Source organism: Stenotrophomonas sp. a6, assembly GCF_030913325.1.
In the GTDB taxonomy this organism is placed as follows: Bacteria; Pseudomonadota; Gammaproteobacteria; order Xanthomonadales; family Xanthomonadaceae; genus Stenotrophomonas; species Stenotrophomonas maltophilia.
The window spans coordinates 643,252-660,198 of the sequence record NZ_CP133161.1 but is presented as its reverse complement, the minus strand read 5'-3'; the positions used below and the strand labels follow the sequence as shown (position 1 = coordinate 660,198).

At 67.0% G+C, this 16,947-nt stretch carries 11 protein-coding genes; 2 read left to right on the top strand and 9 right to left on the bottom strand.

From position 1 onward, the window contains the following. Positions 1-238: 238 nt before the first annotated feature. A complete protein-coding gene (locus tag Q9Q79_RS02985; RefSeq protein ID WP_044569513.1) occupies positions 239-1,243 on the top strand; it encodes a DUF4434 domain-containing protein in 1,005 nt (334 codons plus the stop codon). Here Q9Q79_RS02985 and Q9Q79_RS02980 read toward each other — a convergent pair. The 8 genes from Q9Q79_RS02980 to Q9Q79_RS02945 all read right to left on the bottom strand — a co-directional run bounded on the left by Q9Q79_RS02980 (position 1,237) and on the right by Q9Q79_RS02945 (position 14,889). Further along, positions 1,237-4,056 carry a hypothetical protein gene (locus Q9Q79_RS02980; RefSeq protein WP_201862223.1) on the bottom strand — a complete coding sequence of 940 codons (2,820 nt, stop codon included), beginning with the start codon at positions 4,054-4,056 and terminating at the stop codon, positions 1,237-1,239. The genes Q9Q79_RS02985 and Q9Q79_RS02980 overlap by 7 nt on opposite strands. Further along, the gene (locus tag Q9Q79_RS02975) at positions 4,053-6,200 is read right to left on the bottom strand and encodes a glycosyl transferase family protein (protein WP_138970073.1); all 2,148 of its coding nucleotides are present in this window, start codon (positions 6,198-6,200) and stop codon (positions 4,053-4,055) included. Before Q9Q79_RS02975 ends, Q9Q79_RS02980 begins: the two co-directional genes overlap by 4 nt. Positions 6,201-6,206: 6 nt before the next feature. Continuing rightward, on the bottom strand, positions 6,207-8,408 hold the full coding sequence (locus Q9Q79_RS02970) for a cellulose biosynthesis cyclic di-GMP-binding regulatory protein BcsB (RefSeq protein WP_201862227.1): 2,202 nt from the start codon (positions 8,406-8,408) through the stop codon (positions 6,207-6,209). Then, positions 8,405-9,589 carry a UDP-N-acetylglucosamine 2-epimerase (non-hydrolyzing) gene (wecB, locus tag Q9Q79_RS02965; RefSeq protein ID WP_201862232.1) on the bottom strand — a complete coding sequence of 395 codons (1,185 nt, stop codon included), beginning with the start codon at positions 9,587-9,589 and terminating at the stop codon, positions 8,405-8,407. Before wecB ends, Q9Q79_RS02970 begins: the two co-directional genes overlap by 4 nt. Before the next feature lie 267 nt (positions 9,590-9,856). Continuing rightward, positions 9,857-10,888 (bottom strand): fimbrial protein, encoded by a 1,032-nt coding sequence (locus Q9Q79_RS02960; protein ID WP_099497600.1) that lies wholly within the window; start codon positions 10,886-10,888, stop codon positions 9,857-9,859. Next, a complete protein-coding gene (locus tag Q9Q79_RS02955) occupies positions 10,879-13,443 on the bottom strand; it encodes a fimbria/pilus outer membrane usher protein (protein WP_197614429.1) in 2,565 nt (854 codons plus the stop codon). Before Q9Q79_RS02955 ends, Q9Q79_RS02960 begins: the two co-directional genes overlap by 10 nt. 92 nt (positions 13,444-13,535) lie before the next feature. Further along, complete coding sequence (locus Q9Q79_RS02950; protein ID WP_088436096.1) at positions 13,536-14,264, bottom strand: molecular chaperone; 729 nt, start codon at positions 14,262-14,264, stop codon at positions 13,536-13,538. A gap of 85 nt (positions 14,265-14,349) precedes the next feature. Then, positions 14,350-14,889 (bottom strand): fimbrial protein, encoded by a 540-nt coding sequence (locus Q9Q79_RS02945; protein WP_005408038.1) that lies wholly within the window; start codon positions 14,887-14,889, stop codon positions 14,350-14,352. A gap of 459 nt (positions 14,890-15,348) precedes the next feature. On the opposite strand from Q9Q79_RS02945, the gene Q9Q79_RS02940 reads away from it, so the two are divergent. Beyond that, positions 15,349-15,714 (top strand): hypothetical protein, encoded by a 366-nt coding sequence (locus Q9Q79_RS02940; protein WP_201862234.1) that lies wholly within the window; start codon positions 15,349-15,351, stop codon positions 15,712-15,714. 10 nt (positions 15,715-15,724) lie between these two features. Here Q9Q79_RS02940 and pncB read toward each other — a convergent pair whose 3' ends face one another. Then, a complete protein-coding gene (gene pncB, locus Q9Q79_RS02935; RefSeq protein WP_005412211.1) occupies positions 15,725-16,903 on the bottom strand; it encodes a nicotinate phosphoribosyltransferase in 1,179 nt (392 codons plus the stop codon). Positions 16,904-16,947 lie beyond the last annotated feature (44 nt).

Here is a 16,947-nt window from a genome sequence, read left to right as displayed (position 1 = left end):
CCGGCCAGCGGCCGGCACTACCAGGTGGTGATTCACCTGCCATCCGGGGCGCGATGCCGGCCAGCGGCCGGCACTACCAGATGGTGATTCACCTGCCATCCGGGGCGCGATGCCGGCCAGCGGCCGGCACTACCGGGTGGTGATTCACCTGCCACCTTGGGCGCGATGCCGGCCAGCGGCCGGCACTACCAGGCGCGGGGTTCACCCGCCACGCACGGCGCTCTGGGATGATGCAGGCATGGTTCGGCCCGACCTTCCCGCGGATCCGTCTTCGCCGTTGCGCCGCCGGCTGCTGCGCGCGGCGGTGCTGGCGCCGTTGGCCAGCATGCTCGCCACCCTGCCCGGCTGCTCGCTGCCGGTGCAGGTGGATGGCACCTTCCTGCAGCCGTGGCGCAGCCACCTGCAGTGGGGCCTGGCCGACTGGCAGCGATCCTTGAAGCTTGCGCGTACGTTGGGCTGCCGTCAGCTGGTGCTGCAGTGGACTGGCATCGTCGGTGGCAGCGACGGCGACTGGTCGCTGCCCGACGGCAGCCTGCAGCAGCTGTTCACCGCGGCCAGCGAGAACGACATCCGCATCCGCGTCGGCCTGCCCTTCCAGCAACGCTGGTGGCAGGCGATCGGGGCCGACGATGCCACGCTGCAGGCGTTCCTGGCCGACAGCCTCGCGCATGCACGCAACTGGTTGGCACAGGCCCCCTGGGCGCAGCAGCCGGCCTTCGAGGGCTGGTACCTGCCCTACGAACTGGAGCAGTACCACTGGGCTGACCCGGCCCGCCAGCAGTGGCTGGCGCAATGGCTGCACCGGCTGGTGGAGGCCGCCAGCGCGCGCGGCGGCGACTGTGCGATTTCCTGCTACTTCAGCCGCCTGCAGACCGACGGCAACCTGGTCATGCTGTGGCAGGCGGTGCTGGCACAGGCCACGCTGCGGCCGATGGTGCAGGACGGCGTGGGCGTTGCCGGCGCTGGCAACGTGCAGCAGCTGCAACCGCTGCTCGATCATTTCCACGCACACGGCATCGGTTTCGATGCGATCGTTGAGTTGTTCCGCGAGCTGCCCGGCGGTCCCGCTGATGGCAGCGGGTTCAAGGGCGAAACCGCCGATGCCGCGCGCATCCAGCGGCAGCTGGCGTGGGCACGCGACAGCGGTGCGCAGCACGTGCTGGTCTATGCGCTGGAGCCGTGGCTGACCCAGGACACGCCGCAGGCCGCGGCGCTGCGACGACGTTGGGGCCTGCCTCAGTAGTAGAGGATGGCGGTGGCGAACAGGCCCTTGGCACGCTGCGTATCACCACCGCCGATCGCGAAGCGGTACTGCACGGTCAGGTCCAGGTAGGAACGCGGCGTGTTGTAGTGGTCCTCGCGGAACCAGTAGCGCACGCCCACGCCTGGCCCTGCGCCGAATGACCAGCTGCGCTGCGTATCGTTGAGCGCGAACGACTGCGCCGGGAACAGCGGGTAACGGATGTCGTGCACCCGCGAGCGCTGGTCCAGCCAGTCCGCCCCCACCACCACATACGGCGTGACCACCCAATGAGTCTGCCCGGCACCAAAGCGGAAGCTGCGCCCGGCGCGTAGTTCACCGGCAGCGAACCACTGTTCGCGATGCAGGCGGCCGTTGGCATCGCCGATTCGACGCACCGGCGTGCCATTGGCATCGAGTGCATCGAGGGTGAAGTGCGCGCTGTTGTCATCCCAGGTATAGCCGCCCTGCGCGTAGCCGCTGACCATCCACCACTGGTTGACGTCGGTGCGCAGATCGATGCCGTGGTAATAGCCATAGGTCAGGTAGGACATCCAGCCACCGGAATCGCTGGCCAAGCGGTAGCGGGCCAGCGTGCTGGCTTCCAGTGGCGGGTTCCGGGCCAGCTGCAGGCGGCACTGCACGGCCGCCGATGCGGGGTAGACCTCGCCCTGGCGGGTTGCGCTGCCGAGGAACTGGCGGCGCTCGAGGCCGGCGCTCAGGCCGGTCTGGCCGAAGGCGTAGCGCATGCCGAACGAAGCGATGGTGGACGGCCAGCCGGTGGTGGAACGCGAATGGCTGAGGCGCTCGGCGCGTGCGCGCGCATCCGGCGTTGATTCGCCGGTGCACGGGTCCACCGCGCGGATCGATTCGTAAGTGCCGCCCTCGTCGTACAGCGTGTTGAGCAGGCGTGCGTAGAGTTCCAGCGTGCCATGCTGGTCGTTGAAGGCCGGGGGCCGCCAGAACGCCTCCAGCGTGCTGAACACCGAATCGCCCGGCGTGCTGATCGCTGCACCGCCGACATTGGTCGCCGCCTGGCGCGCACCACGGAAACCCGCCGAGGCGATCACGCCCCACTCGCGCGAGTAATTGGCGATGGCATTGCGCACGTTGTAGCGTTGGCGTTCATCCAGTGGCAGCTCACCGGCATCGGCGCGATCAATGGCGCTACGCAGCAGCGTCACCGCCTGTGGATGGTCACCGTTGGCTGCGCTGGCGTAGGCCTGGTCGAGCACTACGCTTTTCGGTGCCTTGCCGGTGGCCTCGGCGGCCCGGAAGTCGGCCAGTGCGCGCGCCGGCTCATGGGCCTTCTGGTTGAGGTAGCCGCGCTGCATCAGCGCCCCCGCGTCATCAGGGCGCTGTGCCAGTGCCGCATCCAGGCGCTGCCGCGCTTCGTCCTGCTGGGCACGGTTGCCCGCCGCCAGCGTGGTGGTCAGCAGGCCTTGCAGGTTCGCGTCGTCCGGCGCGAGTTGCACGGCCTGCCGTGCCTCACCGATGGCATCGGCGTAATCCTGGCGCGCATAGGCAGCGTAGGCACGCTGTGCGGCACCACCATCGCCCTGCAGGTCGGCCGGCATCAGCTCGCAGACGCTGCCGCTGTCAACGGACTGGCAGTGCTGGACTGGTGCCAGGTACGCTTCGGCACCGATGCGGGGAAGCTCGCGACTGGAGCGGATCGCCCGGCTGCGTTGCTCGATGCCTTGCTGCAAAAGCTGCTGTGACCGTGCATCGCCTTCACCTGCCGGTACCGCCGCCTGCAACGGTGCCAGCAGTGCAGCTGCGCGCAACCGATCGCCTGCGGCCAGCGCCGCATCCACCGCCAGCAGGCGCACGTTGCGCTGCTGCATTGCTGACCCCGGCGCAGCGAGTGCGGTGTCGAAGTCCTCATTGGCGAGCACGGTATTGCCCTGGCGCTGGCGCAGGTAGCCGCGCATCACCCGTGCATTGAGGTCGTTGGCATCCACCTGCAATGCCGCATCAGCACTGTGCTCGGCGTCGGCCAGTTGATCGCCCTGCAGCTGCGCGGTGATCAGCAGCAACCGGTATGAAGCAACGTCGGGGGTCAGCTCCACGGCAGCGTGCGCCTGCTCAATGGCGGCGGCATTCTCACCTGCAGACAGCGATTGATAGGCCTGCTGGGCCAGCAGCAGCGCGCGTTGGCGGCCCAGTGCCACGCGCCGTGCGCGCAACTCCTCGACATTCGGTGCGCCCAGCTGCAGCGCGGTACCGATGGCGGCGTCGGCCTGTCCGGGCTGTTGCTGTGCCTCCAGCGCCGCCACCCACAGCAGCGCCCATGCGCCCTGTTGCGGCTGCTGCCGGAACGCCTGCTCGGCCTTGCTGGCGGCGACGCCCATCTGCCCGGCGTCGTAGGCCGCATAGGCTTCGGTTGCCAGCATATAGGCCTGCCGGCTATTGCGGTCGGTCACCGTTGCGGGTGCACGCGGTACCGCTCCGGTACGCGCCGCACCTGTGCTCGTCCTGGGCGCAGCGGCCAGCGCCGGCAAGGCCGGATCCTTCAACCCCGCATCCAGTGCACGACGTGCCTGCTGCTGCGCCTCGGCACCCCGCCCCAGTTTCTGCAGCGCATAGATCTGCAGCAGGCGCAGCCGCACCACGTCCGGGCGCAACCGGATCGCTTCGCTGGACTGCCGGTAGGCCGCGGGGTAATCGCCACGTTCATAGGCGGCAAACGCCTGCTCGGCGATGCGGTAGGCGGCACCGGACAATGGCAGTGGTGCATCGGTCTGTGCCAGCACCGGCGCGGCGGCCGTGGCCAATGCCACGGTGATGACAGTGGACAGCAGCGTGGTCTTCATGCCGGCAAGGCTCCGGGCGGCGGTGACTGCAGCGTGGCCGCACGCCGGCGCTGCTCCTGCATGGCCTGGGCCACGGCCTCTTCAGTGGTGATGCCCTGCTTGACCAGGTAGTCGCCAATGCGGCCGTCGCGCTGCGGCATGTAGTCGTCCAGTGCGATCTCGAAGCGTGCGTGATCGATCAGGCGCATTTCCACCAGCAGATCGCCCAGCAGGGGCACGTTGTCCAGCTGCCATTGCCGGTCGCCACCGATCAGCCGCAGGCCGGCGTTGATCTCGCTTTCGCGGGCGATGCTCTGTTCAATGTGGTTGCTGCGCGTTTCCTGCTTCAGCAGGGCCAACGCGTCTTCGGGCAGCGGGCTGGCCACGGCCAGCCGCAGGGTGCCTTCCTGGCGCGGCGGCAGCGGCAGCATGCGCCATTGCACGCAGGCATCGGCACTGATCGGGAACTGGCAGGCGCGCAGGTAGTCCACGTCGATAACCGCGCGTGGCAGGTCACCCTGGAAGGCGATGGCCTCGGCCAGCGTTTCATCATCCAACCAGCCCTGGGTGAGCAGGATGCGGCCCAGCGGTTGCTGGCGGCCTGCCTGCTGCTGCTCCAGCGCCTGCTGCAGGCGTTCGGGTTCCACCGCCTGCCAGGTGGTCAACAGCTCACCGAGCTGCTTGCGGGTCTGCACCAGCTGCGCCGCATCGGGGAAGTCGTGCATGGTCTTGTCCCAGACCATGCGCTTGCCGAACAGCAGGTAGGCCAGGAACACCTTCCAGGCACGGGCGGTGGCCATGAAATTGATCATGTTGCCGACCACCATGCGCGGGATCGACATCAGCGCGTGCTCCCAGCCGTACAACCGGTTGACGAAGTAGAAGCGCTGCACGATCCGGGTCGCCAGCGCTGCGGTGGTCAGCAGCGCGACATTCATCTGCCAGGTACCGGCCTGGAACACGCTGGGAAACTGCATCGTCCACAGCCCGGTCATCTTCAACAGCCAGAACAGCAGCAGCTGCAGGAAGATGATGTAGGCGATGATGCTGACGAACGAGGTGATGATGCCCTTTCGGTCGCGCGCCAGCAGGTACTTGGTGGCCAGCGATCCGCGCCAGCCCAGCGACTCCCAGCTCTGCAGGCCGATGCCCAGCACCCAGCGCGCCTTCTGCCGGTACGACGCGCGGAAGTTGTCGGGGAAGTACTCGCGAACGCACAGCGCCATCTGCTGGGTGCGCTCGCGCACCGGCCCCCAGCCGAACCAGGATGGGCGGCGCACGCGGAACTGCACGGGGAAGCGGGCGAAGATCGACTGCATGCCCATGGCTGCCAGCCTCGCGCCGACGTCGTAATCCTCGGTGAGGCTGTCGGTGTTGAAAGGCTGGTTGTCGGTCTGCGCGCTCAATGCCAGCAGCGCGCGCCGCGAGAAACAGGTACCAACACCGGCCGACGGCACCATGCCGGACACGCTCTCGCGCACCACCAGATCCTTGGCGTGCCATTCGGCGAACTCGTCCATGTAGACCCCGGCCACCAGTTCGTACCACTCGCGGTCTAGCGAGGTGACCGGCAGCTGGATCATGTCCTTGCGCGGCAGCAGGTAGTTGTAGAAGCGCAGTTCCATCGGGTGCAGCACGTCCTCGCTGTCGTGCAGGATCACGCCGGCGAACTCGATGTCGTGGCGCTTCTCGTAATCGAAGATCGCCAAGATCAGCCAGTTCAGGCAGTCGGCCTTGCTGGTCGGCCCGTCATGCGGCACCTCCACGCGGCGCAGGCGCTTGTAGCGGCGGCGCATGCGCTCGACTTCATCGATGGTCTGCTGGTCGTTGGGATAGGTGCCGACGAACACGACGTACTCACGGTAGTCGAGCACGTTGATCATGTTCTCCACCATCTGCGCGATGACGTCGTACTCCATCCACGCCGGCACCATGATTGCCAGCGGCTGTTGCGGCCGCTGCATCAGGTCTTCCTGGGTCAGCGGCCGGTACGCTTCGCGGCGCTTGATGGTGAGCGCGCGCCAACTCTCGCGCACCCAGTACCAGACGTCGATGAACAGATCATCGAGGCTGGAGATCAGGATCAGCACGGCCACCGCCGCCGCCGTGGTTTCCAGGACGGCGTAGTAGTTGGCCAGCTGGATGTTCCAGAACAGACCGTCCACGGTGGATCAGTGCCCTGTGTTGGCGGACTTGCGGCGGCGCACCTGGGTGACGCGGGCGGCCAGCAGCGCGAACACGATCACGCCGACCAGCAGCAGCAACCAGACCATGTGCCGTTCCCACTTCGATTGTGGATTGCCATCCTGGGCAACTCGGCCCCCGTAAGGATCCTGGCGATCGAACTCGCGCACGGCATCACTGCCGTCGAGCACCGCCAGATCACCGCGCAGCAGCCGGAACGGTGCGCCGAACGACGGTGCCTGTGCACCCAGATCGCTGTACAGCACGCCAAGCTGGCCGCCGGAGGTGCCGACCTGCACCACCGCGGCGCGATCCAGGCCGCTGACATCCAGCAGCGGCTGAGGCTTCCCGCCGATCAGCAGGTGGCCGTCCTTCAGGCCGGCCACATCGACACCCGACGGCGCCACACCGAAAGCCAGCCACGGCGCATCCGGGCTGATCGCCGCACCGGCATCGACCACCTTCAGCTCCGACGCCTCTGGCGAGGCCCCCACTGCACTGGCCACCGCGATCACCTTGCGCAGCGATGCCGGCGCGTCCTGCAGCCACGTAGCGGGCACGAACATCTGGTTGCCGCGTGACAGCTGGCTGCTGGCACCGACGAAGTCACTGCCCAGCGAACGCTTGGCCAGGGTCAGGTGGCTGCTGGGCAGGATCGAGACCGGATACGCGGTGGCCGGATCGTGGCAATAGGGGCGTGCCGGCTGGCGCAGGAAGCTGACGCGGATCTCGTTGCGTGCCGACAGCGCGTAGGCCGGCACCTTGGCCACCAGCCGCTGCGGCTGGCCGTTGGCCGACAGCACCTTGCCGCCCAGCAGGTAATCGTTGAAATGGATCGTGGCCACCGCGCCCTGCCCGGCCGCATTGGGGGCCGCCGAGACGTCGATCACCACCTCCTCGGGCAGGCGCCCATCGGCCGACAACGCGCCGAGGTCGAAGCTGGCGCTGCGGTCCGCGCGGGTCACGACATCCATCGTGCCGGCGATGTTGCCGAGTCGGCTCAGCAGCACCTGGTCACCGTCCAGCTTCGGCGTGCCCGCTGCGCTGACCTGCAGGCTTCGGCCCAGTGCATAGCTGCGCCACTGTTCGGCGAACAGCCCGGCGACCTTGCCCGCCGCCGGCGGATCGACCACCAGCGTCGGACGGCCGGCAACGGCCACCACGCGGACCGAGGCGGTGGCCGCGGGCTTTTCCAGGCCACCCATGTCGGTACCGCGCCACGCGGCGAACGCCGTGCCCGCGTCGGCGCCAGCGGTGGCAACCTGTGCGGCCAGCGCATCCAGTGCCGTGCGCACGCCAGCGCGCAATGCGTCGCTGCCGATCATCACATCGGCGGCCAGCGGCCCGCTGTCACGCAGCGACAGCAGTGCCCCCACTTCAGCCAGATCCTTGATCACATATGCGCGCTCGCCAGTGGCCAGCGCGGCATAGGCCGGCACGACCTGCAGGCTGGCCGGGATGCTGATGCCGGTCAGGTCGGCGCTGTCACCGACCTTGGGCAGTGCCACCACCTGCACCTGCTTGCCACCGGCCCGCAGGGCCGCGCCAATGCGCCAGGCCGCGTCATAGATGGGGGCCTGCAGCGCCTTGCCGTCCACCAGCAGGCGCACCTGCGGGGGCAGCGCGCCCCAGGCCTTGGCCACGGTGTCCACGGCGCGGCCGTCGAAGCGGTAGCTGAAGCGCGAGTCCGGCGACAGCCGCAGCACGTTGGCCGGCGCGCTCTGGTCGGCACATTGGTAGTCGGACACGATCGACCACCAGCCGACGCCGACCCTAACGAAGCCGTTCTGGCGGGGTTCGCCATCGATGGCCAGCAGCTGGCTGGCGTCACCCTGTGCATCGGTGATCGAGCGTGCGGCGATCGGATCGCCATCGACCGACCACAGGCCAGAAGTGCGCCCGGCATGGCCGCGCACGTAGCGCCCGTCCAGCTGCAGCTGCGCATCGCGGGTGGCGACACCGGCCGGCACTGGCAGGTAGATCTCGCGCTGGCTCTCCTGCCCGCTGAGCACCAGCGGTTGGCGGAAACCGAGTTCGCGCAGGGTCATCTGCCGGCTGACCGTGCTGTCACCGCTCCACTCGGCGAACTGGCCGGCGACGCTGTCGGCGGCATGGACACTGCCAACCACGCCCGACAGGACGAACGCGGCGGCGGATGCAAACAGGGGAGAGCGGCCGGTCTGGGTCATGGCGTCACTTCGCGTGGATGGGGGTGGACGGCGCCGCTGCTGCGGAGGCCGGGCGAGAATTCGGGAAGCGGCGTGCCACGCAGGGCGGCGACGATGCGCGCGCTGGCACGGCCATCGCCGTAGGGGCTGGCGTCGGGATCGAAGCGGGTCGGGTGCGGTGGTTGTGCCAGTGCCGCATTGACAGCTTCGACAATGCGCGAGGGCGCGGTGCCGACCAGCGTCACCACACCGGCCTCGACCGCCTCCGGGCGTTCGGTGACGTCGCGCATGACCAGTACCGGCTTGGCCAGCGCCGGTGCCTCTTCCTGCACGCCACCGGAGTCGGTGAGGATGACGTCGGCGCGCTGCATCAGCCGCACGAAGCGCAGGTAGTCCTGCGGCGGCACCAGGTGCACGTTGTCGAGATGGCCGAGGTGGGCGTTGACCGGGCCCTGCACGTTCGGATTGAGATGCACCGGGTACAGCACCTGCAGGTCCGGCCGCCGTGCCAGTTGAGCCAGCGCACGGCAGATGTCCTCGAAGCCCTGACCGAAGCTCTCGCGGCGGTGGCCGGTGACCAGCAGCAGGCGACGATCGGGGTCAAGCATGTGGAAGGGTTCGTCAGCCCGCGCACGCAACGCCGGGTCGGCATCCAGGCGCTCCACGGTCTGCTGCAGGGCATCGATGACGGTGTTGCCGGTGACCAGGATCTGCCCGCCCAGGTGTTCACCGACCAGATTGGCGCGCGAGCTGGGCGTGGGCGCGTACAACTGGTGGCCGACCACATCGATCACCCGCCGGTTCATTTCCTCCGGCCACGGCCGGTTGATGTCACCGGTGCGCAGTCCGGCCTCGACATGACCGATCGGAATGCGGTGGTGGAACGCGGCCAGCGCGGCGGTCATCGCCGTGGTGGTATCACCGTGCACCAGCACCCGGTCGGGACGGACCTGCGTGTAGAGCGCGTCAAGCCGTTCGAACAGTCTGGAACACAGGCCATTGAGGGTCTGGTTGGGCACCATGACATCCAGGTCATGGTCGGCGGTGATCTCGAACAGCGACATCACCTGGTCCAGCATCGCCCGGTGCTGGCCGGTGATGCAGACCACCGATTCGATGTCCGCAGCCTCGGCCAGGGCCCGCACCAGCGGCCCCATCTTGATCGCTTCCGGTCGCGTGCCAAACACCGACAGGACCTTCACCGCAGCGCTCCGGACAGCCGGTGCGGGGAAATGCCAGGAGCTGTAGCCACGTCTGGATCCTTTCGGCGTTCCCGTCCAATACCCGCAGGCAGGAGACGGTCACCTCATGAGGAAACTCCAAAATCGCGACGTACATCACATTCGAATGATGGTACGCGCGTCGTGGCATTGATCTTCATCGTTGGAAGATCAAGACGCAGTCAACGCCGCCCGTGTCACGGGCGACGTTGCGGTGGAACGCAGCAGTGGCTGCGGCCTGGGGCCGCCTTACTCGTACTGGATGGTGAAGGTGGCCTGGCCGTTCGCGACACCGGCACCGACCGTGCCGGCCTGGGTCTGCACATAGCGGGCGCGCAGCGGCAAGGTCATCGTGCTGGTGCCGGGGGTGGTGGTACCGACATTGACGGTCTGGCCGAAGCGCACTTCGCGCTCGGTGGTGCCATCGCGCTGGACCATCTGGATGCCGATGCGGGTGGCGCTGTTGCTGGCCGCACTGAGCTTCAGCACGCCCGGCATGTTCGAGCTGTCCTGATCGGCATCGAGGCGGATGCCGATCTTGCTCTGGTACTGCGCGACATTGCTGCCCTGGCAGTTCAGGCGGATCTCGAAATCGCGGTCGACAGCCTTGGAACCGACACCAGTAAAAGTGGTGTTGGGCACGCTGCCGAAATCGACGGCGATATTGCGGCTGCCGGCCTGCACTTCGCAGGTCGGGCTGACCACGGTGGTGCCCGAGCCCTTGAAGGTCGAGGTCAGCACCGGCCGGCCAGGGCCATCGCCGTCGAAGTAGTACGTGGTGAAGCGGCCATTCGGCGCGATCACGCCGGAACCGGTCTGAGCGGCAGTCTTGATCAGCTGGATGCGGAAGCGACCGCCGTTCAGCGTGACGGTCGTGTAGCCGAAGGGAATCGAATGCGGGTAATAGACCTGGAACGTCCCTGCGTCTCGGAACAGCTTGATGCCAACGCCTGGGACATCGGTTTCAAAGGTGTCTGCAAATCCCGGTACCGGACGCCTCTGCGCCGCGTTGACATACTCGCCGCGCGAGTAGCCGCCGTTCCAGTCACAGCTGGCAACCCGGTCACGCTGGTTGATCGATTCGCTGATTTCCTTGATCACGCCACCGACCGGCGTGCTGGGCAGGATCACGATCTGCCCCATGTCCATGGTGACGTCCTGCGCAACGAAACCGTTGATCTGGATGCGGCAGGCCGCACTGGCCTGCTGTGCCAGCAACACACCGCCCAGCAATGCGAGGCCGGTGAATGCCTTGCGGCCACGGGAAGAAATCATCGGCATGCTGCCTCCAGCGGAATGAAGCCGGTCTTGGACGCATCTGCGCCCGCCGGAACCTGGTAATCGACGGTGCAGCGCTGGTCGGCGCCGGCGCCCCACTCCACCAGCAGGCTGCCCTGGTTCTTTTCACTGCGCACGTACAGGCGGCCACCCTGGCTGACCATGCCCACCGGCTGGCCCTGCTCATCCTTGACCTGCGCACCGAACGGCATGGTGCGGCCATCCGGGTTGCGCACCTGGATCAGCAGCGCGTTGCCCTTGCGGGTATCGAAGCGCAGGTAGCTGATGGCACCGGCGAACGGCGCGATCGACTGGCTGGTGCTTTCCAGCTCGACGTCGTGGGCCATGCCCTGCGGGTCGAGGGTGACGGTGTTGAGGCGGTACGGCGACACGTACGGGACCACCGCGTAGCCGCGGCCATCGACGCGCAGGCCCGGGGCGTTGCTGACGATCGCATCGCGTGCGCCCGGCGCTTCCACCAGCACCATGGTGTCGCCACGCTGCGGGGTGAAGGTGAAGCCGCCCGGATGCACGACCACGCTGCCGTTGGCACCGACCGAAGCCTGGCGGAAATCGCGCGAGTGGCTGTAGGTCGCGTTCAACGCGGAGTAGCGGCTGCGGTACTCGGCGTTGCCGACCGCGGTGGTGCCACCTTCGCGGGAATCGGACAGGGCCACGCCGTAGCTGAAGTTGTTGTCGACACCGGCCGAACCGGTGATGCCGACGCGGCTGTTGTCATAGCCACCGCGGTCGCGCACGCCGAGATCGGCGCTGAACGACACCGGGTGGGAACCACGGCCCAGCGGCACGCTCATCGACAACAGGTACTGGGTGTCGGAACGGCCCAGCACGCCCTCTTCGGTGCGCAGCGCCGAGAAGCCGTAGTTCACCGAACGCCAAGCGTTGTTGTAGCCCACCTGGTACTGCTTGGAGGTGCCGGAACGGTCGTAGAAGTCACGCACCGAACCGGTCACGTACAGCGCACCGCCGCGACGGCCCAGCGGCTGGTTCAGCGTTACCTGGAACTGGCTGCGCTGGCGGCCACGGGTGGTCGGATCGATGCCGCGCTTGTCCGAATCACGGCCGTACAGCGCGTCCTGCAGGCTGTAGAAGCCTTCGGTCGAATAGCGGTAGGCGGCCAGCGTCAGGTTGGTCCCGGTCTCGCCGATCATGTTGCTGTAGCTCAAGCGCACGCTGGCACCGGTGTGGTTGCCGTAGTGATCGAACGAGGTACGCGCATGGGTGACGTCGGCAGCGAATGCGCCGACCGGCGTGGACAGGCCGACGCCGTACAGCAGCGACAGGTAGCCATCGCTCAGTGCACTGCCACCGTACAGGGTCAGCTGGTTGCCGATACCGCGCTGGTAGGTGCCCTGCACCAGCCACGGCTCATCGGCCAGCAGCTTGTTGCGCACCTGGCCGGCCGTCAGCGAGTAACGCGACACGCCTTCGCGCAGCATCTGCGGCACCGAACCGAACGGCACCTTGAATTCGCGGCGGCGGCCATCGGCCTCGATCACGCTCACTTCCAGATCACCGCCGTAACCGGTCGGGTACAGGTCGTCGATGACGAAGCTGCCCGGCGACACGGTGGAGGAGTAGATCAGCTGCTCGTTCTGGCGCACTTCGATGCGCGCGTTGGTCTCGGCGATGCCGCGCACGACCGGCGCGTAACCGCGCAGCGAATCGGGCAGCATGCGGTCGTCGCTGGCCAGGCTGGCACCGCGGTAACCGATCGAATCGAACAGTTCACCGGTGGTGTAGGCCTCACCGATGGTGAGCATGCCGCGCACCTGCGGAATGCCGCGCTGCGCATAGGTGGCGATGCTCTGCCAATGGCGGCCGTCGCCCTCGGACCAGGTCAGGTTCGAATCGTGGCGGAACTGCCAGCCACCCAGGTTCATGCCGGCGTTGAGGCCGAGGTAGGCACTGCGGTTGCGCTGGCCACCTTCGACGCGGCTGTCGCTGTCGATGGCATTGAAGCTGTAGCCGACGAAACCGGCATTGATGCCACGGTCCCACAGCGCCGGGTTGACGTAGCCACGCGCCTCGCGGCGCAGGAACACCTGCGGGATGCTCAGGTCGTAGCGCAGGTTGCCGCTGTCATAGACGCCATAGGCATTGGCCATGCGCTGCTGGACCGGCACGCAGCTGGTCTTGTCGGTGGGCACGGACGGATCCTGCTGCAGCAGCACGGCCTCGCTGTCCACGCCCATTTCTTCCAGCATCGGCAGCGGCAGGCAGGCGTCGACACGGCCCTGCGCATCGGCCTTGAACTGCAGATCGCGACGGCCCTGCCAGGCACCGTTGACGTACACGTCGACACGATAGTTGCCGGCCACCATCGGGTTGCCGTTGCTGAAGGCCGCCAGGTCCACCTGCTTGGCCTGGCCAGACAGGAAGCTGGAGTTGAACTGCGCCGATTCCGGTGCACGCGCATTGGCCGCACCACTCTGCGCCATCAGCGCCTGTTCGCCGAGATTGGCCGGGGCAGCCAGCGCCCATCCTGGGCAGGCCACACCAGCAACCAGCAGGCAAAGCGCCTGATGGATCGACAATGTCAATCTGTTTCCGATCACACTGACATTCCTTCAATTCGCCGCACAGCGGCGGTGGCGGGATGCGCAGGCCAGGGGCCGGCGCGGCGCGTTCAGCCCCCGGTGCTGCCGAGGCGGATGGTGTGTTCCACCCGGCCGCCGTAGTCGTTGATGGTGATGAAGCGGACCTGGTCGGTGCCCGCCGGTGCGGCGAACTCCAGGCTCTGCTTCGGCGCGACCATCGCGCCCTTGTCCTCGACGGCCTTTTCACTGCTGCCGCTCACGGCATGTACTTCGGCCAGAGTGACGTGGAAGGGGCTCGGGTTTTCCACCCGCAGGCGGTCGCCATTGCGGGTCCAGCGCAGCGCTGCCGGTGCATCGTTGGCGACGCCCTTCAGGCCCTGCGGCCGGTAGAAAAGTTTCAGGCGCGAACGAAACGCGACCTGCAGGTAATTCTGTTCGCCGCTGTCAGCGTTGTCCGGGGACGGCGGCACATCCAGCACGTTGAGCCAGAACACCGACTCGCGGTCGGTCGGCAACTGCGCGCCGGAGAAGATCAGTCGCAGCGCCTGGCTGCGGCCCGGCTCGACGCGCGCGATCGGCGGCGTCAGTACGAACGGGGCATCGCTGGTATCGGCGGTCTGGTTGGCGTCGCCGCTGTCGATCCAGGCCTGCACCAGCGCCGGCGAATCGCCCACGTTGTCGACCTGCACGGTGACTTCGCGCGCCTGCGCCGGATAGATCACTCGCGTGCCATTGACCACCACGCCGGCCAGAGCGTTCTGGCAGAAGGGCAGCGTGAACGCTGCCAGCAGCAGCGCCCGGGGAAAGAATGCTTTCATCGGAAGTACTACGCTCGAGGTATGTGGCCAGGGGCCGCGATGCACTGGCCGGCGCGTACGCCGGCCAGTGCGGGTACGGCTACGATCAGTTGTAGATGATCGTGTACTTGACGCTGCTGGTGACGTCGCCCGGGGTGGCGGCGGCAGTGGCGTAGTACTCAGCGTAGTAGTTCAGGTCGGCCGAGCCGTCGGTGCCGACGGTGACCCACTGCGAGTTGGTCTGGGCCAGGCCAGCGCCAGCAGCCTTGATCGGCAGGACCTGGTTGTTCGAGCCCAGCAGCTGCAGCTGCACGTTGGTGGCAGCGTTGGCCGAGGCCTGGTTCAGCAGGCGGCCGGTGTTGAAGTCGACGGTCGAACCCGGCTCGAAGTAGGTCGCGACGTTGCCGGCGCTGCACTTGGTCAGGTTGATGGCGAACGGGGTACGACCGGCAACGGCACCGGCGGTGGCCAGGGTGTTCTTGGACACGGTCGGCAGGTTGACGGCGAAGTCCTTGCCGCCCGGGGTCGAGATGGTGCAGGTCTTGTCGGTCACCTTGCCGTTGAAGGTGATGGTGCCGTCGGCGGCGTTGGCGGCCAGCGGAGCGGCGGCCAGCATCAGAGCGGCAATGAGGTTGATCTTGTGCATTCGCTTTTACCTAACCCTACTGAAGAGATGAGAAGTAGAGGAGGAAGCAAGGAGCACTGCCGGGCTATCAAGACCCATCCTTGCGTCTCACCTGTGGCCGGACTCGGACATACCTTCCCCTGAATCCGTGACGCGAGTATAGGCACAACTGTGATGAAAGTCTCATTATTTTTCTGAACGCCAATTCATTGACGCCTCAAATGTGACGTGTTAGGCGAAATCATGATTGGGGGAGCGCAAGGAATTTGACGGTGGCCGGATCAGGCCACAAACGACCCTGCATGACGCACCTGGCGGCGCATTCGGCATGCGCGGAAACAGGCCTTTTTAAGGTGGAAATCATCTTATTTGATGCGCATCACTCTTTGTTGGTGATGGCCCTAGCAGATTCGGAATCGTCCTATTAAAGACGGATCGAACCTGTCGCTAACTAGGACACACCGAACCAGAGAACGTGTCATGAGAACCTCCCTTCTGCTGTGCGTGGCCCTGATGTCCGTCAGTGCGCTGGCCCAGGCCAGCAGCGGCAGCATTCGTTTCAGCGGCCGTATCGCCGAGCCGGGCTGCATGACCAACCTGTCCCAGGGCGAGCTGAGCCTGGCGGCCTGCCCGCCGTCGGCCAAGGGCTCGACGGTGGCTGTGACGGCGCTGGCCGATGGCCAGGCCGCGACGCTGCGCGACGGCAAGCGCCAGGGGCAGAAGCTGTCGGTGTCGGCCAGCACGATGCGCGCCGGCGATATCGCCTTCTCCGAGCGCTACAGCGTGCAGGCTTCGAAGCAGCAGCCGCTGCAGGGCGCCTACCTGGTGGTGGTCGACTACCTGTAAGCCGACGTGTTTACGCCGGCGGCAGCTCGAAGACCTGGCGCAGGTAGGCCAGGTAGCCGGGGTCGTCGCACATGCTCTTGCCCGGCGAATCGCTGAGCTTGGCCACCGGCTGGCCGTTGCAGCGGACCATCTTGATCACGATGTTCAGCGGCGTCGGACCCAGATCATTGGTCAGGTGGGTGCCGACGCCGAACGCGACCTGGCAGCGACCACGGAAGTAGTCGTACAGGCGCATGACCTTGGCGATGTCGAGCCCATCGCTGAACACCAGCACCTTGCTGCGCGGATCGACGCGGCGCTGCTGGAAGTGCGCCAGCATGCGGTCGCCCCAGTCGAACGGATCGCCCGAATCGTGGCGGACACCGTCGAACAGCTTGCAGAAGTACATATCGAAGTCGCGCAGGAACGCATCAAGGCCGACCACGTCGGACAGCGCGATGCCGAGGTCGCCGCGATACTCGCGTGCCCACGATTCCAGCGCCGCCACCTGCGAGTCACGCAGGCGTGGGCCCAGCGCCTGGAAGGCCTGCAGATACTCATGGGCCATGGTGCCGTGCGGGGTCATGCCGTACAGGCGGGCGAAGTGCACGTTGCTGGTGCCGACCAGCTGCGGGCCCAGTGCATCGCGCAGCAGCGGCAGCAGGCGCGCGTGCCAGTCGCGCGAGTAGCGGCGGCGGCTGCCGTAGTCGGCGATGCGGCACTGTTCGAAACCGGGGGTATCGCGCAGCAGCGCGGCCTTGGCCTGCAGGCGGCGCTCGCCTTCGGCGAAGTCAGGCGTGGTGGTGTTGCGGAACCAGACTTCGTTGATGATCGCCAGCAGCGGCACTTCGAACAGGATGGTGTGCAGCCACGGGCCGGTGATGTCCAGTTCGATCTCGCCGGGCACGGTCTTCGACGCGCGCAGCTGGATGTACTTGCGGTCGAGGTGGAACAGGCCGAGGAAATCGGCGAAGTCGGGCTTCACGAAGCGCAGGCCACGCATGTAATCCAGCTCCGCGTCGCTGAAACGCAGGCTGCACAGGTGGTCGATCTCTTCGTCGATCTGGTCGATGTAATGGGCCAGGTCGATGCCGGGCGTGCGGCACTTGAACCGGTACTGCACCTGGGCACCGGGGTGCTGGTGGAGCACCGCCTGCATCATGGTGAACTTGTACAGGTCGGTGTCGAGCAGGGACTGGATGATAGGCATGGGGCGGATTATGCGCCCAGCAGGGTGAACCGGGGTGGCTGCGG

Coding starts and splice junctions, on each gene's coding strand:
- Q9Q79_RS02985 (WP_044569513.1), top strand. CDS start 239: ATGGTTCGGCCCGACCTTCCCGCGGATCCGTCTTCGCCGTTGCGCCGC.
- Q9Q79_RS02980 (WP_201862223.1), bottom strand. CDS start 4,056: ATGAAGACCACGCTGCTGTCCACTGTCATCACCGTGGCATTGGCCACG.
- Q9Q79_RS02970 (WP_201862227.1), bottom strand. CDS start 8,408: ATGACCCAGACCGGCCGCTCTCCCCTGTTTGCATCCGCCGCCGCGTTC.
- Q9Q79_RS02960 (WP_099497600.1), bottom strand. CDS start 10,888: ATGCCGATGATTTCTTCCCGTGGCCGCAAGGCATTCACCGGCCTCGCA.
- Q9Q79_RS02950 (WP_088436096.1), bottom strand. CDS start 14,264: ATGAAAGCATTCTTTCCCCGGGCGCTGCTGCTGGCAGCGTTCACGCTG.
- Q9Q79_RS02945 (WP_005408038.1), bottom strand. CDS start 14,889: ATGCACAAGATCAACCTCATTGCCGCTCTGATGCTGGCCGCCGCTCCG.
- Q9Q79_RS02940 (WP_201862234.1), top strand. CDS start 15,349: ATGAGAACCTCCCTTCTGCTGTGCGTGGCCCTGATGTCCGTCAGTGCG.
- pncB (WP_005412211.1), bottom strand. CDS start 16,903: ATGCCTATCATCCAGTCCCTGCTCGACACCGACCTGTACAAGTTCACC.